Source organism: Polyangium sorediatum, from assembly GCF_029946465.1.
Classification (GTDB): Bacteria; Myxococcota_A; Polyangia; order Polyangiales; family Polyangiaceae; genus Polyangium; species Polyangium fumosum.
The window spans coordinates 77,041-94,750 of the sequence record NZ_JARZHI010000006.1; the positions used below are offsets into that span (position 1 = coordinate 77,041).

The 17,710-nt window shown below is 68.7% G+C and carries 10 protein-coding genes; 4 read left to right on the forward strand and 6 right to left on the reverse strand.

Annotated elements, in window-relative coordinates:
- Positions 1-28 precede the first annotated feature (28 nt).
- Genes QHF89_RS09735 through QHF89_RS09745 form a run of 3 tightly spaced genes read left to right on the forward strand, consistent with a single transcriptional unit; the run spans position 29 to position 6,343 of the window.
- Complete coding sequence (locus QHF89_RS09735; protein ID WP_136965680.1) at positions 29-1,279, forward strand: metallophosphoesterase family protein; 1,251 nt, start codon at positions 29-31, stop codon at positions 1,277-1,279.
- Positions 1,276-4,827 (forward strand): AAA family ATPase, encoded by a 3,552-nt coding sequence (locus QHF89_RS09740; RefSeq protein ID WP_136965679.1) that lies wholly within the window; start codon positions 1,276-1,278, stop codon positions 4,825-4,827. Before QHF89_RS09735 ends, QHF89_RS09740 begins: the two co-directional genes overlap by 4 nt.
- Positions 4,828-4,855: 28 nt before the next feature.
- The gene (locus tag QHF89_RS09745) at positions 4,856-6,343 is read left to right on the forward strand and encodes an alpha/beta hydrolase (RefSeq protein WP_136965678.1); all 1,488 of its coding nucleotides are present in this window, start codon (positions 4,856-4,858) and stop codon (positions 6,341-6,343) included.
- Here QHF89_RS09745 and QHF89_RS09750 read toward each other — a convergent pair whose 3' ends face one another.
- The 5 genes from QHF89_RS09750 to QHF89_RS09770 all read right to left on the reverse strand — a co-directional run bounded on the left by QHF89_RS09750 (position 6,344) and on the right by QHF89_RS09770 (position 13,940).
- Positions 6,344-7,507 (reverse strand): putative metal-binding motif-containing protein, encoded by a 1,164-nt coding sequence (locus tag QHF89_RS09750; protein WP_284720306.1) that lies wholly within the window; start codon positions 7,505-7,507, stop codon positions 6,344-6,346.
- A complete protein-coding gene (locus QHF89_RS09755; protein ID WP_136965677.1) occupies positions 7,504-8,538 on the reverse strand; it encodes an outer membrane protein assembly factor BamD in 1,035 nt (344 codons plus the stop codon). Before QHF89_RS09755 ends, QHF89_RS09750 begins: the two co-directional genes overlap by 4 nt.
- Positions 8,535-10,019: a serine/threonine-protein kinase gene (locus QHF89_RS09760; RefSeq protein WP_136965676.1), complete on the reverse strand. Its 1,485-nt coding sequence runs from the start codon at positions 10,017-10,019 to the stop codon at positions 8,535-8,537. Before QHF89_RS09760 ends, QHF89_RS09755 begins: the two co-directional genes overlap by 4 nt.
- Positions 10,020-10,109: 90 nt before the next feature.
- Positions 10,110-10,583 carry a hypothetical protein gene (locus QHF89_RS09765; RefSeq protein WP_136931515.1) on the reverse strand — a complete coding sequence of 158 codons (474 nt, stop codon included), beginning with the start codon at positions 10,581-10,583 and terminating at the stop codon, positions 10,110-10,112.
- 153 nt (positions 10,584-10,736) lie between these two features.
- Positions 10,737-13,940, reverse strand: coding sequence for a beta-propeller domain-containing protein (locus QHF89_RS09770; protein WP_136965675.1), 3,204 nt, complete (start codon positions 13,938-13,940; stop codon positions 10,737-10,739).
- A 309-nt stretch (positions 13,941-14,249) separates the two neighbouring features.
- On the opposite strand from QHF89_RS09770, the gene QHF89_RS09775 reads away from it, so the two are divergent.
- Positions 14,250-16,319 (forward strand): glycoside hydrolase family 76 protein, encoded by a 2,070-nt coding sequence (locus QHF89_RS09775; protein WP_136965674.1) that lies wholly within the window; start codon positions 14,250-14,252, stop codon positions 16,317-16,319.
- Here QHF89_RS09775 and QHF89_RS09780 read toward each other — a convergent pair whose 3' ends face one another.
- Positions 16,320-17,540, reverse strand: a complete 1,221-nt coding sequence (locus QHF89_RS09780) for a GNAT family N-acetyltransferase (protein ID WP_136965673.1) — start codon at positions 17,538-17,540, stop codon at positions 16,320-16,322. It abuts the gene before it with no gap.
- Positions 17,541-17,710 lie beyond the last annotated feature (170 nt).

The following is a 17,710-nucleotide window of genomic DNA, read 5'->3' on the forward strand; positions in this document are numbered from 1 at the left end:
GCGCCGCGGGTAGACTCCGCGGCCCCTGATGAAGTTCTTTCACGCGGCGGACATCCACCTCGACAGTCCGCTGCGCGGGCTGGATCGATACGAGGGGGCGCCCGCGGACAGACTCCGCGGCGCGACGCGGCGGGCGCTCGAAGCGCTCGTCGAGGCGTGCATCGCCGAGGCCGTCGATTTCCTCCTCATCGCCGGCGACCTCTACGACGGCGACTGGACCGACTACAACACGGGACTCTTCTTCGTGCGGCAGATGGCGCGGCTCCGCGAGGCCGGCATCCGCGTGTTCATCGTCCGCGGCAACCACGACGCGAAGAGCAAGATCCTCCGTTTGCCCGAGGGCGTGACAGAGCTGTCGACGTCCCGCGCGGAGACCGTGCCCCTCGACGACATCGGCGTCGCCGTGCACGGCCGCGGCTACGCGCGCGCCGAGACGACCGAGGACCTCGCCCAGACCTATCCCGTGCCGCGCTCGGACTACTTCAACATCGGGCTGCTCCACACCGCCGCCGAGGGCCGCGAGGGGCACGCGCCGTATGCGCCGTGCCGCGTCGAGACCCTCGTCCAGAAGGGCTACGACTACTGGGCCCTCGGGCACGTGCACGCGCGCGAGGTCTTGCACGAGAAGCAGCCCTGGATTGTTTTTCCCGGCAATTTGCAGGGCCGCCACGCGCGCGAGACCGGGCCCAAGGGCGCGAGCCTGGTCACGGTCGAGGACGGGCGCGTGAAATCGGTCGAGCACCGCGTCCTCGACGTCGCGCGCTGGGCCGTCTGCCAGGTCGACGCCTCGGCCGCGCGCTCGCCCGACGACGTCCTCGAGTTGTGCCGCGCCGCGCTTTCGAACGAGGTCGAGGCCGCCGACGGCCGCGTCGTCTGCGCCCGCATCGTCCTCACCGGCGCGAGCCGCGCGCACGCCGCGCTCGTGCGGGACGTCGGCCACTGGCGCGGGGAGATCCGCGGCCTCGCGAACGACCTCGGCGAGGCGTGGATCGAGAAGGTCGAGCTGCGCACGCGCACGCCGGCCGACCTCGACGCGCTCGCGCAGAACGACAACCCCATCGGCGGGCTCCTGAAGAGGCTGCGTTTCCTCCGCGACGACGACGACGCGCTCGACAAGCTCGGCAAGGAGCTCACGGACATCGTCGGCAAGCTCCCGCAGGAGTTCTTCCAGGGCGACGCGGCCGCGAAGATCACCGATCTCTCGGTCCTGCGGCGCATCGTCGACGAGCTGCCGGACTACCTCCTGCCGCAGCTCTCCGGAGAGGGAGACGAGGCTTGAAGATCCTCTCGCTCGAGCTTCTGCGCTGGGGTCCGTTCTCGGATCTCGCGCTCGACTTTTCGTCCCCTGCACGCGCGTTCCACCTCGTCGTCGGCTCGAACGAGGCGGGCAAGAGCACGACGCTGCGCGCCGTCGGCGGCCTGCTCTTCGGCATCCCCGAGCGCACGAGCGACGACCACCGGCACAAGATGTCCGAGCTGCGCATCAGCGGCCGCATCGGCTACGAGGACGGCTCCGAGCTCGCGATCGTCCGGCGCAAGGGCCGCAAGGAGACGCTGCTCGATCCCGCGGGACAACCTCTCGACGAGGCGCTCTTGCGAAAGCTCCTCGGCAGCATCGAGCGGGCGCAGTTCGAGACGATGTTCGGGCTCTCGCACGACGGCCTCGTGAAGGGCGGGCGCGAGCTCGTCGAGGGGCAGGGGGATCTCGGCGAGAGCCTCTTCGGCGCGGGGCTCGGCCAGACCGTCGCCTCGCTTCTGCGCAAGCTCGGGGGGCGCGCGGATGAGATCTACCTGCCGCGCGGCAAGAAGAGGAAGCTCAACGACGCGATCGACAAGTTCAAGGAGGCGAAGAAACGCGCGCAGGAGCTCTCGCAGTCGGCGCGCGACTTCGAGGACATCAACAAGCAGCTCGGCGATCGCCGCGCCGAGACCTCGCGCATCGCGGCCGAGCTCGTCGATCTCGGTCGCCGCATGCGCCGCCTCCAGCGCGTGAAGCAGGCGCTCCGCCCCCTCGCCGAGCGTGCCGAGGTGCTCGCGGCGCTCGACGTCCGGCGCGACGTCGTGGTCCTGCCCGAGACGGCGGCCGAGGATCGCCGCCGCACGCAGGCCATCATCCACGAGGCCGGCCCCCGGGAGGAAAAGCTCCGCGAGGACGTGCGCGAGCTCGAAGGGAAGCTCGCCGTGCTCGCGGTCCCCACGGCGCTCCTGCAAAAGGGCGCGCTCGTGCGGCAGGTGCAGGGCGAGCTCGGGAGCCACAAGAAGGCGAGCATCGACGCGACCCGGCTGCGCGGCGAGCTGCGGCAGGTCGAGGACGAAGCCCGCGGGCTCTGCGCTCGGCTCGGTCGTCGGGACATCTCCGTTGAAGAGGCCGAGGCGTGGCGGCTCTCCGCCGTCGCGAGCACGCGCGTGCGCTCGCTCGTCAAGCAGAAGGTCGAGCTCGACGCAGCCGCGAAGAGCGCGGAGAGCGCGTTCGGCGCGGCCGAGGAGCGGCTCGACGACGAGAAGCGGCGTGGCGCGGCCTTGCCTCCGCCCGCGGACGTGGAGGCGCTCGCGCATGGGCTCGACGTCGCGCGGCGCGAAGGGGATCTCGACAAGCGCATCCAGGAGCGCGCGCGGGCCGCCGAGAGCCTCGGGCAGCGCGTGCAGGCGGGTCGCGCTGCGCTCTCGCTCTTCGACGTTCCGTTCGACAAGATCGGCAACCTGCCCATGCCGGCGCGCGAGACGATCGAGCGCTTCGAACGCGGGCTCGGCGTGAAGGACGAGGAGCTGCGATCGCTCGGGCAGACCCTCGCGGACCGCAAGCGCAAGCTCTCCGCGCTCGAGCGGGAGCTCGAACAGATCCGCCGCGGCGGCGCGGTGCCCACGGAGGCGGACTGGGCCTCGGCGCGGAGCGGTCGGGACGCGGCCTGGATCGAGCTTCGCCGCGCGCTGCTTCCGGCGGAGCACGCGCACGGAGCCGACGACATCGCGGCCTTCCGCAGCGCACCTCCGCGCCCGGGCGTCGAGGCGGTGTTCGCCTACGAGGCGAGCGTGCGGCACGCGGACGATCTCGCGGCCAGCCTGTTCCGCGAGGCGGACCGGGTGGCGAAGGTCTCGCAGCGATCCTTGGAGCAGCAAGGGCTCCTCCGAGAGATCGCCGAGCTCGACGCGGAGCGCCAATCGCTCGAAGCCGCGCGGGACGAGCTCGGGCGGCAGTGGCAAGAGCAGTGGAAGGCGAGCTCTCTCGTGCCGCTCTCTCCCGCGGAGATGAAGGGGTTTCTCGGGCAGTACGAGCGGCTCGTCGAGGATCGGCGGCGGTGGGCGGAGGCCGAGGCGTTGCTCGCCGCGGATCGCGCGCTCGCGGCGGATCACGAGGAGACGCTCGGCGCGCTCCTCCGGCCGCTCGGGCTCGCCGTGAAGGGCTTGCCTGCGCTCATGGAGCGGGCGCGCGCCGTCTGCGAACGGGAAGCGAAGGCGCAGAAGGATCGCGAGGCGCACGAGCGTGATCTCGGGCGCGCGAAGGATCAGGTCGCGCAGTGCAAGGCCCTCTTGGAGCGGCGGCGCGCGGAGCATGCCGCGTGGTCGGCGCAGTGGGCCGAGGCGATGGCGGGCGTGGACCTGCCGGAGGCGACGGGCACGGTCGAGGCGGAGGAGGTGCTCGCGCTCCGGAGCGACCTCGAAAAACGCTGCGCCGACGCGCGGGACCGGCGGCGCCGCATCGAGGGCATCGAGCGGGACGCGCGGCTCTTCGCGGATCGCGTCGTCGAGATCACCCGCGCCGCCGCGACCGACCTCGTGGACGCGCCGATCGAGCACGCTGCGAACCTCGTCGTCGAGCGCTTCCTCGCGGCCGAGAAGGACGAGATTGCGCGGCAAAAGGACGCGCAGAAGCTCGACGAGAAGCGGCGCGAGCTCGAAGACGTGATCCTCCGCCGCAAGGCCGCGGAGAACGAGCTCACCGCCCTTCAGTCGGCCGCGCGCGCGGAGAGCCTCGCGGAGCTCGGGGAGGCCGAGGATCGCTCGAAGGAGGTCCGCGCGCTCAAGGCGCGCCTCGCCCCGATCGAGCGCCAGCTCCTCGACCTCGGCGAGGGGCTCGGCATCGAGGCCCTCGTCGCGGAGTGCCAGGGGCTCTCGGGGGACGACGTCGCGACGGAGCTCTCCTCGCTGGACGAGCAGATCCAGGCGAAGAACGACGCCAAGGCCAAGGTCGAGCAGGAGATCGGCAAGCTCGAAGAGCGCCGCGGGCGTGTCGACGGCGGGGACGGCGCCGCGCAGGCCGCGGCCGAGGCGGAGGGCCACCTCGCGTCGATGGGCGTGCTCGTCGAGGAGTATGCGCGGGCGCGGCTCGCGTTTCGTCTGCTCGAAGACGAGATCAAGCATTACCGCGAGCGGCACCAGGGGCCCATCGTGCGGCGGGCTTCGGAGCTCTTCCAGCGGCTCACCCTGGGCTCGTTCCTGGAAATTCGCGGCGACGACGAGGGCGACGAGAGCCGCCCCGTCTTGAAATGCGTCCGCACCTCGGGCGAACGTGTCGGCGTCGAGGGCCTCAGCGACGGCACGCGTGATCAGCTCTTCTTCGCGCTCCGCATGGCGAGCCTGGAGCGCCATTTCGAGCACAACGAACCCATTCCGTTCGTCCTCGACGACATCCTCGTCAATTTCGACGACGCGCGCTCCCGCGCCGCGCTCTCCATCCTCGGCGACCTCTCGCAGAAGACGCAGGTCCTCTTTTTCACGCACCACGCGCGTGTCGCCGATCTCGCCCGCGAGGCGGTCCCGCCGTCCCGGCTTTGCTTGCACGACCTCGACACGCTCGGCGGGCGCGCTCGGTTGCGACCTGCGAGCTAGAACCTCCCCGCGTTCGAATCGCGGTACCATGAACCTCGTCATGGTGACGACCGCGCGGCGCCTCTCCGGGGCCTTCCCGTTTCTCGTGTCCCCCTTCGTTCTCGGCTGCGGCGCCGATCCCGATCCCGCGCCCGCGCCCGACGTTCCTGCCATTTCCTGGGAGGACTGCGGGGGCGGCTTCGAATGCGCCACGTTCTCCGTGCCCGTCAATCACGATGCGCCGGACGGAAGGACCTTTTCCCTTCCCCTCGTGCGCCGCCCGGCGGCGGTTCCGTCCTCGCGTATCGGCTCCTTGCTCGTCAATCCCGGCGGCCCCGGCGGATCCGGCGTCGGCTGGGCGCGCGCGGCGCAGATCGCCTTGCCCGAGCCCCTCAAAGATCGGTTCGATCTCGTCGGCTTTGATCCGCGTGGCCAGGCCGGGAGCACGCCCACGATCGATTGCGTCGACGACCTCGGCCCCCTCATCGGGCTCGATCCGACCCCCGACGACGACGCGGAGCGCGCCGCTTTGCTCGCCGGCGCGGATGCGTTCGCGGCCGCTTGCAAGGCGCGGAGCGGCGATCTGTTGTCCTTCGTCGGGACGAACCACATCGCCCGCGACATGGATCTCCTCCGCGAGGCCCTCGGCGACGAGAAGCTCACCTACATCGGTTTTTCGTATGGAACGTTTCTCGGGACGGTCTATGCCGAGGCCTTTCCCGAGCGCGTGCGCGCGCTCGTGCTCGACGGCGCGATCGATCCGACGGTCACCGGGGACGCGTTCATCAAGGGGCAGGCCCTCGGCTTCGAGGGCGAGCTCGAAGCGTTCCTCGCCGATTGCGCGGCCAAGACCTCGTGCGCGTTTCATTCGGGCGGCGATCCCTGGGCCGCGTACGACGCCGTGAAGGCCGCGGTCGAGGCCTCTCCGCTGCCTGCGCCGCCGGGCGGCACGCGCACGCTCGGGCCCGGCGAGCTCCTCTACGGCGTGTCGCAGCCGCTCTACAACAAATCGCAATGGAAATTCCTCGCCCAGGCGCTCGCGCTCGCGGCCGCGGGGGACGGCTCGGGCCTGCTCGAATTCTCCGACGCGTACGTCGCCCGGAGCGCGGACGGGACGTATGGCACGTCGTTCGAGGTCTATTACGGGGTCACCTCGGTCGACCTCGCATTCCCCGCCGATCCCCAGGTCTATCAAGCCCTGACGACCGAGCTCCAGGTGAAGGCGCCGCGCATCGGCATCTATTTGCCCGCCACGGCGCTGCCCTCCGCGCGCTGGGCGTTTTCGCCCTGGCGCTCGAATGCGCCGATCTCCGCGGACGGCGCGCCGCCGATCCTCGTCGTGGGCTCCACCGGGGATCCGGCGACGCCGTATCCTTGGGCGGTTTCGCTCGCCGCGCAGCTCTCCTCCGGGGTCCTGCTCACGCGCGAAGGACCGGGGCACGTCTCGTTTCTTCGGGGAAATACCTGCATCGACCAGGCGACCACCGATTACCTCGTCGATCTGAAGGTCCCGCCCCAAGGCACGACGTGCAAATGATCAGGGCGCGCCTTCGCAGACTTCATCGACGAGCAGGACGTCGTCGATCGCGTATCCGCCCCAGCCCTCCGCGTCGCCGCTCTCGTAGGACCACACGAGTGACGTGTTCGAGCCTGTGACCGTGTTGAGCCGGAACTCCACCTCGGCCCAGCCCGGGGTCGGTTGCGCGCTCGTGGGCCCAGGTCGCACCAGGGTAGACAGCGTCGTTCGCGTGGATCCTTGTTGCACCGCGAGCATCACGGTCGGAGGGGCACCGCGCGTCCCTTCCGGGGTGAAGTCGACCCATTCGTGGAACACGAGCCGCAAATCGAGCGCGCCCGTCGTATCCATGATCGGGGATTCGAGCTCGCCCGAGGTCCCAGGCGGGACACACGCCCCGAGCCCGACCCCCACGACCTTCCCGTCGTCCGTGTCCGTGACGTCGTCGTCCGGGCCCTTGCATACCCCGTCGCCCGGCGCCGCCTGCACGAATCCGCTGTTCGTCCCGGAGACCCACCGCTCCCCCGTCGCTCCCTCGTTCAGCACGCCCGCCGAAAAGGTTTGTCGCAGGTAGACCCGGCCCACGGTCCCGTTGCAGTTCTGATCCACCTCGTCGCAGAGCTCCACGGCGTTCGGGTGGATCGTGGGCGCGTCGTCGTCGCAATCGTTTCCTTCCGCGACCCATACGCCTCCCGCCACGACCGGGGGCTCCGCGCAGCTCCCGGCCGTATCGACGAGGCGCTCCTCCTTGCCAATCCCGTCGCCGTCGTGGTCCAGGAAATAACGCGCGAAGCAGAGCACGTCCGCCCCTTCGCATTTCGTGCGCCCCTGGCAGGACTCCGTGTCGGAGATCGGGATCGTGCAGTCGAGGACGGGAAAATCCTCGTCGGTCTTCCCGTCGCAGTCTTGATCGATTCCGTCGCACTGGTCATCGGACGTGGCGCGCGTGTTCACGTCCGCGCTGTCGTCGTTGCAATCGAGCGTGTTCGTCACGTAGCCGGCCGGGGGCTCCCCGCACCAGGTGCGCGGCTCGTTCTTGTTCCCCTCGCCGTCCTTGTCCGCGTCCAAGTACACCGTCGTCAGCGTGGTGCATTGCTGCGTGTAATCTTCCCCGAGCGAGATGAACGTCTCGCAGCCGAAGAGCCCCACGGCCGCGCCGAACGAGACGAGCTTGATCCACCTCAAAACACGCCTCGCACGGCCATGAAGCCGCCGCGGACGTCGAGCTCCACGCGCGCCCCGCGCGCGGCCGCGGGCTTCGTGCTCGGCGCGAAGAGCAGCACCGAGACGCCCGCCGCCGCGGCGATCGCCGCCGCGCCGAAGCCCAGGTTCGACGCCGACGCAAACGTCTTCGTCTGCTCGTACGCCCCAAAACCCGCGGGCGTGCACCGCTGCTGCACGCACTCCGTTTCGAGCATCCCACGCCGATCGAGCGTGAGCCCGCCCATCACCACGCCCGTCACCAGCGCGAGCGCCCCGATCGAAAAGAGCCCGCTCGCGGCCACGAGGCTCCACGTCGGCCTCGCAGGCTCGATCGGCGCGGGCTCGATCGTCCGCTCCACGCCCTTCGCGAAGAGGCCGAGGCGCAGGACAATCGACACGCTCCGCCCCTCGGGCAGCTCCACCTCGCGCGTCGTGCGCGCGCCGCTCCGCGCGAGCGCCTCGACCTCGTGTTTGCCTGGATCGAGCTCGCGCGGCTCGTCCATCGGCCAGAGCTCGCCGTCCACGAACAACGTCACCTCCGTAGGCGGCGGGCCGCGCACGTCGACGGCGAGCGTCGGGATGCGCAGGCGCACCGGGCCGATCTCCGCGGCCGCCGCCTGCCGCGCGCGCAGCAGCGACTCCGACGGCGCCCCCGGCAGCGGCTCGACCAGCGTCCGCTCGTACAGCGCGCGTGCTTCGAGCAGCTTGCCGCGTTTGTCTTGGCAACGCGCCATGTAAAGCACGAGCTGCGGCGTGTGGAATTGCTCGTCGGCGTCGCGGAAGAGCGGATACGCCTCGACGTACTGGCCCGCGCGGAAGAGCTGCATCGCGCGGCGGCCTTTTTCGAGGGCGACAGCGCGTTTTTCCTCGCGCACCTCTTCCTCGGTGGGCTCCGGGGGCGGCGTGGTCGTCGGCTCGGCCGCCGGCGGTTCGTCCGCGCGGGACGAGGAGGGGAAGACGAGCGCCGCCGAGAGCACGGCTCCGGCGAGGGAGACCCGGCGGTCTCGATTCATCGCGGGGAGGGCGGCGTGGCCGGCTTCGACAGGCCGAGCAGCTCGTCGTCCTCGATCGTCGTCGGGGCCGGCGCCTGCTCGGGTTTGCCGTCCGCGCCCGTCTTCGGGGTCGCGGGTTTGGCAGGGACGACCGGTTTGTCGTTCCGGACCGGCGCTTCGGTGGGCGTTCGTTTCTGCGCATCCACCTCGGCGAGCGCCTCGGGCGTCACTTTCGGGACGGCCTCGGGCGTGGGCGTGGGCGGCGGCGCGGGCGCCTCGGGCTCGGTCACGGGCGGCGGCAGGGGCAACGTCGGGCTGCCCGGGCCGTCCACGCGCGCCTCCTCGGCCGTCACGGTCGGGCCGAGGAACACCCACCCGAGCGCGCAGAGCGCGAGCGCGCCGATCCCCGCGGCAGCGAACCTCCGTTGCTTGTCTTTTTTCGTGGGGCTCTCGTCGTCCTGCGTCCGGCCCGAGGGCGAGAGCGTGAGCGTGCCCGAACCCTCGGGCGCGGCCATCGTCTCGGCGAGCGCGACGGCGGTGGTCTTCGCGGCGCCGCGCGGCGACGGGTTCGACATTTCGGCGGTCGCGTCGAGCGCGGCGCTCGTGTCAGGCTTCGTGACCGCGGCGCCCTTCCCCTCGGAGGCGGGCTTCGTGGTGAGCGCTTCGAGGGCTTCGAAGAGCTCACGCGAGCTCTGGAAGCGTTGCGCCGGATCCCGGGCGAGGGCGCGGTCGAAGAAGCGATCGACCTCGGGGCCGAGCTCGGGCGCGAGCGTCGAGGGCTTCGCGATCGGATCGGTGCAGATCGCCACGAGCACCGCGCCGACCTCGTCCTCGATGAACGGCGTCCTGCCCGTGAGCATCTGGTAGAGGATCACGCCGAGCGACCAGAGATCGCTGCGGTGGTCGACCTCCTTGGATTTGCGGATCTGCTCGGGGCTCATGTAGAGCGGCGAGCCGACGAGGTTGCCCGATCGCGTGACGTCGCCCGACTGCGGCGTGCCCGGCGACACGGCCTTCGCGATGCCGAAGTCGAGCAGCTTGATGGTCTCGTCATCGTCTTGACGGGCGAGGAACACGTTGCCGGGCTTGAGGTCGCGGTGGACGAGGCCGAGCTCGTGCGCGCGGCGGAGGGCCTTGCAGATCGGCTGCGTGATGCGGATGGCCTCGGCGAGGTCGAGCTTGCCGCGTTTGTCCAGGCGCGCGGCGAGGTCTTCGCCGCGGAGCAGCTCCATCACGATGTAGGGCGTTTCTCCCTCGACACCGTAGTCGTGCACCTCGACGACGTGCGCGCTCTGGATTTGCGCGGCGGCGCGCGCTTCCCGTTCGAAGCGCGCGCGCGCCGTCTCGGAGGCGGCGAGGGCCGGCTCCATGAACTTCACGGCGACGGCCCGATCGAGCTTGAGGTGGTGGGCGATCCACACCGCGCCCATGCCGCCCCGTGCGAGCGGGCGCTCGAGGCGGATTTTGCCGGCGATGAGCTGTCCCTCAGCGATGACGGTCACGATGGACCCAGGATACCACGAGATTGGTTCGTGGATCGCGAGCGTCGTGAGGGGGGAAGGGAAAATGGAGGGAGGGGCGAGAGGCGCGACTCAGTTGCTGTCGTTCGAGGGTTTCGGCGGCGGGAGCTCGCCATCCTCGCGCAGCTTTTCGACGGTCCGGCCCTGGACCTTTTCGCCGATCCATGCGCCTGCGACGGCCATGAGGATGCCGATGACGAACGTGGTCAGAAGGCCGACCAGGGCGCCGCCGAGGGGATAGCTGTACTGCAGGTGCCAGAGGACGGTGTGCATGGCGTTCGGCAGGATCGCCATGAACGTCGCGAGGGCGGGCTCTTTGACCGTCTCCCCGGGGCTGAAGATGCCGATGAGGATGCCGCCGACGAAGTACGAGACGAACGCCACGATGCCGGCGAGGACGAGGCCGCCCTTCTCAGGGCCAAAGCTCGCGACGATCGAGGTCTCGACCCCGCCGAGCAGCAGGAGGCGCATCACGAAGTAGAGCGAGATGATGACGCCGCCGCCGATGATGACCCATTTGTACGACAGCTCTTTGCGTTTGCTCATACAATTTCCGACGCGTGGATGGATGAGTGCGTCGCGGCGCATCATGAGGCCACGGGGCAGGGGGTGTCAACGTCGGGGTGCGCCCGGGGGGCCCGGCGGGGGGACGCTCGCGAACCCTTTCGGGCTCGCGAGCGCTGTATTGGGCGGGACAGATTAATTGCCGGTCGTCAGCAGGTTGTGCGTGTCGAGGTCGGCCTCGTGCACGCCGTAACGACCCGCCGCGATCAGCACCTCGTCGTCGTCGATGACCGGCGCGACGCTGTAGTACCAGTTCTGACCCGGGAAGAATGCCGTGGACGTCGGCGTCGCCGGATTGTCCAGGTCTGCCATGAGAACGCCGCTGTTCAGCGAGAAGAAGGCGCGGCGCTCGGCCACGCTGATCAAGCTCGCGCCCGACGGACGCTTCACGTTCGACAGGACCTCGAACGTATTGTTGTTGCCGCTCTTCGGCTTGAGGATGCTGAACCGGTCATTGTTGCTCGTGTAGTAGCTGTAGGGCTCCCACACGAGGTTGTGCGACACGACCGGCCTGCCGCCTTTGTCGATGAACAGCGCGTTCACGGTCCGGTCCGCGAAATGGTGCTTGTTCTCGAGCTCGGCCTTGTTGCCCTGGAGTTTCAGCTTCGAGACGGCGGTATCGATGATGCCCTGCTGGCCCCAGACGGGGTCGCGCGTGAAGATCGTCGAGCCGTCCTTCGAGAGGAGCGTGCCGGGCACGTTGATCGCGGCCCCGACCTTCGGCTGCGCGGGCTTCTTCAGGTCGATCTCCTTCAAGAAGTACTGTGCGTAGGTGCGCGCGTCGCCGGGCGCGGACGCTGCTTTCTTGACGGTGACGTAGATGTCGTCGTCGTGCCCGCTCGCCGCGACGAACTCCTCGTTCTGCCCGGGCGTCAGGTCGATCGGCGCGAGGAGCGTCGGGTGGTTGGGGTTCGAGAGATTCACGAGCTTGAGCTGCGCCTTCGTGCGGAAGAGCGCCGCCTCGTACTCGGTCCCGTAGCAATACGAGTAGCCCTGCTGTGCTGCCTCTATCTGTGACCAGTCGGCCGGGACGCAGGTCGTCTCCGCGTTCGCGTGATCGGTGCACTGCGCGAAGCCACCGCTGCAGTACTCGGTCTGGCCGTTGATCGTCCGGCAGTCGCGCGAGCCTGTGAAGTACGTGCAGCCCTCCTGGCCCCTGCAGGACGTCGACCAGTAGTACGTGTACGCATAGCAATATTCCATCGAAACCGGGTCGCTCTGGACGGTGCTTGTCGCGACGAACCCGAGCGACTTCTTCCCGACGACGTTGCTGCTGCCGTAGTAGTCGCCGTAAGAGTAGTAGCTGGACGGCAGCTCCGTCGTGACGAGCTGACCCGCCTTGGCCGGCTTCTTCGGGTTCGAGAGGTCCCAGACCTCGATGGTCGTCTCGAAGGTCGGCCAGGTGGCCCACTTGCCATGGACGGCGACGAGCAGATCGTCCACCTGGTAGTAACTCGCGTTCGCCGGGACCTCGATCGTCGCCACGGGCGTGCCGGTGTCGACGGGCTCGTTGTTCCGGATGATGTCGACCTTCGCCTTCGCGTCCGGAGAGTACCAGTACCAGTAATCTTCGTTGTCCGGGCCGCGCAGGCGCGCGCGGTAATTGTCGTAGACCCAGACCTTCGTGTAATCCGGCGCCACGCCGAGCTCGCCGACCTTCTCGGGCGCGTCGAGGTTCGATTGATCCCAGATACGGAGCTGCGTCTCGGAGAGGTTCGCCCCGTTCGTCGCGTCGAGCTTGAACGTGCGGCGGACCGAATTGGGATGGTCCATGAGGCCGCGGCGCGTGATCGTCGACTCCGAGAACGTGAAGATCTGGACGGCGGACTCGTACGACCAGGTGTTGTCCACGTACTTGTAGCCGGCGAAGGGCAGGAGCACGAGGCCCGTCTCGGTCTCGCCCGTCGGCGCCGTCACGTTCACCGCGTTGTGGAGCACGCTGAACGCGCGGTGATCCCAGTTCGCCTCGGACCAGTTCCAGCCGTTGTCCTCGCCTTGCACCTCTTTGCGCGCGAGCAGCGGGTTCGGGTTTTCGAGGTCCGTGATGTCGTAGAGGCTGACGGCGAGCTTGCGGCCGTTCTGATCGTCGACGCCGATGCCGACGAGGCGCGTGTTGTTGAACGCGGGCCGGAAGAAGTCGTTCCAGCCAGAGACGATGAACTCGCTCTTCTCCACGGCGTGGCCGTTCGCGTCGATCGAGAAGGCGTGGAACGGATCGTAATTCCGATACGTCACGGCGAACGCCCGATCGTCGAGGAAGACCGCGGCGAAGAGGTTCATGTCCGCGCCGAAGGGCACGGAGTCGATCGGCGTGACGTTGTCGAGGTTCGTCGCGTCGAACGTCTGGAGGTAGCTATGCTCGCCCCAGCCCCATTGCGGGCCCGAGAAGATCCGGAGCTGGTCGTTCCGGTAGTCCATGTGGAATTGCGACCGGACGTAGCCGTTGACCGTCACCTCGTCGCGCTTGACCATCGTGCCGCCGTTGTCGGAGATGTCGATGACCGCGACGTCGCTCTGGTGCGACGACCACCAGTCCTTCTCGCGCGCCACGAGGAGAACCTCGTTCTCCGCGTGGATGGCTGAGACATAGCCGCCGAGGGGCAGCTCGCTCTTCTCCGTCATGGCCGTCTGGCCGACGTCGAAGCTCTTCACGGTGCTGCCGAGGATCCACTCCCAGTAGCCCTGGTCGTTGATGAACCAGTTGTAGTAGCTCGAGGCGACGAAGAGCGCGTCCTGCGTCGCGCCGTTCGCGAAGCGGCTCGTCTGGATGTAGCCCGGCACGGCGTACTGCGAGCGCACCACGGGCTTCGACGGATTCGAGATGTCGACGAGCATGACGGTGCTGCCCGAAGTGCTGTCGACCTCGAGGCTGTTCGGCCTGCCCTTGTAGCCGTACCAGTCGTTCATCAAGATGATCGCGCGTGTGCCGTCGACGTACATCTCGACCGGCGAGCCGCCCACCTGGAGCTGGCCGACGATCTTGGGCTCGGTCACGTCACTGACGTCGATCACCTGCAGACCGCGATACCAGTTGAGGTTCAGGAGGGTGCCATTGTTCATGACACGGAAGATGTCGCCCTCCTCGAGCTCCTGCTCCTCTTCTTCCTCCTCCTCTTCTTCCTCCTCCTCTTCTTCCTCCTCTTCGCCCCAGGTGAACTGGTAGTTCGGCCGATCGGCCGAGAGGAACGAGGTCGGTCCCTTTGCGGCCTCCTTGCTCTCGGCCGTATTCTCTTCCCCGTCACCCGTATTCGTGGCGCATCCCTGCCCAGCCACGAACAAGAGCGCGGTCAAGAGACCCGTCGTTCGTGCCGTGGGACCACGATTCAAAAAGCTGCGCATCGATTCGCTCCCTTCGTCCTTCACACAAGATGAAGGAATAAAAGTCTACCTACCTAACCGATGCATCCGGGGGGTGTCAAGGCGCCCACGTGTCATGCTTGCAAGCGCCGATGTGCATACATGTCGCACAGGGATGCCGTGCGCTGCGTCAATGGCAAAATACCGCCGGTTCGTACGAGCACGATACACCGATGCGTCCGGCGGCGGCTCCGTCCCCGGGGGACGTGGGAGCGCCTGCGACGAATTCGTGCTGCCTTGCGCAGGTCCGTGATCCTTGGTAAGGGTCGGAGTTCCCTTCAGGACCATTCCATGCGGCAAAAAAGCCCCATTTCGATCGCCTGGTTTTCGGCGCTTGCCTCCGCGGCGGCACTGTCATGGTTCGGCCTAGCGGGCTGCCAGCGCGACGGCGCGAAGGGGAGCGAGGCGTCGCCGGCCCCGAGCGGCGCGGCGAGCGCGGCGCCGGCGCCCGACAAGAAGAAGGCGCGCGCCCGTGGGCCGGACCTGCACGACGATCGCTTCGACGCGAAGATCGCCGAGAACCTGCCGAAGGTGCCGGACCCGAAGATCACGGGCCCCGACAACCCGGGCGCGCCCCTCGACAACCAGGTCTTTCGGGATCGCGTGCTCGGCTTCGCGAGAAAGATCGTGGCGATCGAAAAGGAAGGGGAGAGCGTCGCGTGTGACATCCCCGTGACGTCCTCGAAACAATTCCGCGCGGTCGTGTGGGGGTATCGCGAAGGCGTGCAGGTGGCGCGCGGGGAATCCTCGGATGCGTCGCTCTGCGTGGCGCTCAAGGAAGCCACGCGGCGCGCCGTGGCGGCGGGCGGCGGGACGAAAGACGCGCTCGGCACGACGCGGCTCGCCATCGAGCTGCCGGATCACGGCATGTCGATCCTCGAACACGGGGACAAGGGGCTCGAGCTCGATCACGGCCTCGTCCCGCTCCGATCGTTCGACAAAGCGCTGCTCACGAAGCGCATCGACGAGGGGCAGGCGTATCTCCTGCGCGTGCTCGATGCCGAGCACAAGGGGGCGCACAAGTACTATTACGCCCCCGCCGACACCTTCGAGCCCGAGCTCCACACCATTTACACGGCCTCGACGGGCTTCACGCTGCTCAAGCTCCACGCGATGAAGAAGGACAAGGGCCTGCTCGACCAGACGAAGAAAGCGGCCGAATTCCTCCTTTCGATGCAGAGCCGCGACGAGCGCGACCACACCGCGGGAGGGTTCTTCTACACGCTCGACCTCAAGCGCGGCAAACCCGAGCGAAAGCTGGTCGTCGGCACGGCATCGAAGACGGTCTTCACGTTGCTCGAGCTGCACGCGCTGACGAAGGAAACGAAGTACATGGATGCCGCGCGCAAAGCCGGGGATTGGCTCATTTCGATGCAGCTCCCCACGGGCGCGGTGCGCGCGTCGTTGAGCCAGCACGAGGGCGGGCCCTGGTCCGTGCAGGCGAAGGAGTCGACGCTTTATACCGGGCAGGTCCTCTCGGCGCTCTCGCGCTTGCACCGCGCGACGAAGGACACGAAGTACCTCGACGCCGCCGCGACGACGGCGATGTTCCTCGCGCAGAAGGTCGAAAAGAACGGCTGCTACGTCGGCGACGAGTACCGCAAGCCGAACCCGATCTCGAGCTCTTGGCTCGTCCTCTCGCTGCTCGATTTCGCGAAGTCCACCGGCGACAAACGCATCGAGGACCTGGTCTTCCGTTGCTCGCGTGATCTGCTCGGGCGGCAGTGGAAGCGGCCCGAGGACGCCTACCGGCACGGGCGCTGGAAGGGCTCGCTTTCGAGCAGCGGCACGGGCTGGCTCGCCGAGGTCATGAGCGAGGTGTTCATGTTCTGCCGGGACAAAGGCAAGGAGAACTGCGACGGCTACAAGGACGCCGTGGTCGCCGCCGTCCGGCAGATCATGCAATACACCTACGGCGCCGAGAACGATTTCGTGGTGAAGAACCCGAAGGCCGCCGCGGGCGGCGTGTTCTGGAGCGTGCGGGAACGGTACGTCCGGACAGACTCGGTTTGTCACGCGATGAACGCGTACATCAACATCTTGCCGTTCCTCGCGGACGGCGCGCTGCTCGAGCTGCCCGAGATGCCGCTCTCGCAGCGGCTCGCCTTCGACGCCGATGCCGACGACAAGAACGCCGAAGCCGAGGATCGGGCCGGCGGCGGCGAGGGCGAGGCCGAGGACGAGGCGCCGATGTCCCGCGCCGAGGACCCGAACGAAGAGGGCGTGAGGAAAGGCCCGCGCCGGGGGCCGCTGAACGGAAAGCCGGAGGAAGGGCCGAGGCCACGTTTGCCCAAGGGGCTCCGGCCCCCGGGCCCCCGGGGCCCCAGGCCGCCGGGGCCGCCGCCGGAAATGCAGCAATAATCAGAAAATTTCGGGGCAATACGGGTGGCGCGGGGCGACGAACATCCGATCGGCGCGTTCGAGCGCGCCTTCGGTCCTGGCCTCGACGCCGCCGACCTCCGCGAGGCGGGAGAACGAAAATCCTCCGAGGTACGCCGAGCCGAGCGCTGCGGCCGAGACCCGCAAATCACAAGGCTCCTCGGTCCGCGCCGCGCGTGAGGTGCCCGCGTCGAGCCGATATCGACCCGTGTTCCACGGGCAGAAGGGATCGTCGACCTCGATCACGATCGTGCCCTCCGCGCCATACCTGCGCGCCGCGAGCGCCGCGGGTACGTCCACGAGGCGGACCCATACCGAGTCGTACGTGCGGTAATGCATCCGCCGCGGCTCGGCGAGCAAGAGGAAGAGCGGGTGATCCGGGGGCAAACACGTGGCGTTGATCCGCGTCGCGAGGTCGATGTCGCAGAGGTACCGCCACACGGCGCGCGTGCCCGCGGGCGTCGCGCCCATCGCCTCCTGCACCGTCACGACCGTGGTCGGGATCTGCGGCTCCACGTGTTCGAGGCGGACGCGATAAAGCGCATACCCCTCGTCGCGGCCGTCGATCTGGAACACCACGCGCTGCAGCGGCCCCGAGCCGGCCCGCATCGACTCCGCGTCGAGCAGCCTCCGCGTGCTCCACCACATGGGCGAGCGCGAGGGCATGCACGGCGCGGCGCGGCGCGCGCGCTCGTAGATCGGCGGGATCCGCTCGTGCGCCTCTTCCTCGGTCACGAAGCGCGCCGCGAAAGGAACGGGCGAGCCCACGAATGCGGAGCGATCACGCTCGATCGACACGTCGCCCGCGAAGGCCGCGAGTCCATACCCGAAACGGCCGTAGATCGACGCCTCGGTCGCCCATAACGCCGCGAGGGGCTGCCCGCGCTCCCGCGCGTCCGCGAACTGCCGCTCGATGAGCTTGCGCAGGATGCCTTGCCTCCGGTGCGTCGGGATCACCGCGACCATCGTCAGGCCCGAGGTCGGGACCGTACCGCCGCCCGGCGTGGTGAAGTCGAAGGCGAACGCCCCGGCGCTGCCGACGATCGTGCTCCCGTCATAGGCCCCGATCCGCGTGACGAGCTCCGTCAGTTTTCGGGATCGTTCCGTGCGCTCCGGGGAGGGCGCGAGACCAAAAGCAGTCCGGATGGGGTGGGCAAACTCGTCCGCATGCTCGGGGCCGAGGAGGCGAATCTCGATGGACATGGCGCGACGAACCCTATCACCGTCCGCCCGCGACCGCGCGCCCGGTCTGTGCTCCGCGCGGCGCACGGGCGCGCGGCGGAGGCGTGTCGGCGCGCTTCTCGGTGGACGATCGGTGACGTCCCCGATGGCACGGCCCTCGCAGACATCGATTGGACCACCGAATCCCGGGG

Excerpts from the sequence above, each read along its gene's own strand:
- QHF89_RS09775 (WP_136965674.1), top strand. The coding sequence starts at position 14,250 with ATGCGGCAAAAAAGCCCCATTTCGATCGCCTGGTTTTCGGCGCTTGCC.
- QHF89_RS09765 (WP_136931515.1), bottom strand. The coding sequence starts at position 10,583 with ATGAGCAAACGCAAAGAGCTGTCGTACAAATGGGTCATCATCGGCGGC.
- QHF89_RS09755 (WP_136965677.1), bottom strand. The coding sequence starts at position 8,538 with ATGAATCGAGACCGCCGGGTCTCCCTCGCCGGAGCCGTGCTCTCGGCG.
- QHF89_RS09745 (WP_136965678.1), top strand. The coding sequence starts at position 4,856 with ATGAACCTCGTCATGGTGACGACCGCGCGGCGCCTCTCCGGGGCCTTC.
- QHF89_RS09780 (WP_136965673.1), bottom strand. The coding sequence starts at position 17,540 with ATGTCCATCGAGATTCGCCTCCTCGGCCCCGAGCATGCGGACGAGTTT.
- QHF89_RS09735 (WP_136965680.1), top strand. The coding sequence starts at position 29 with ATGAAGTTCTTTCACGCGGCGGACATCCACCTCGACAGTCCGCTGCGC.
- QHF89_RS09770 (WP_136965675.1), bottom strand. The coding sequence starts at position 13,940 with ATGCGCAGCTTTTTGAATCGTGGTCCCACGGCACGAACGACGGGTCTC.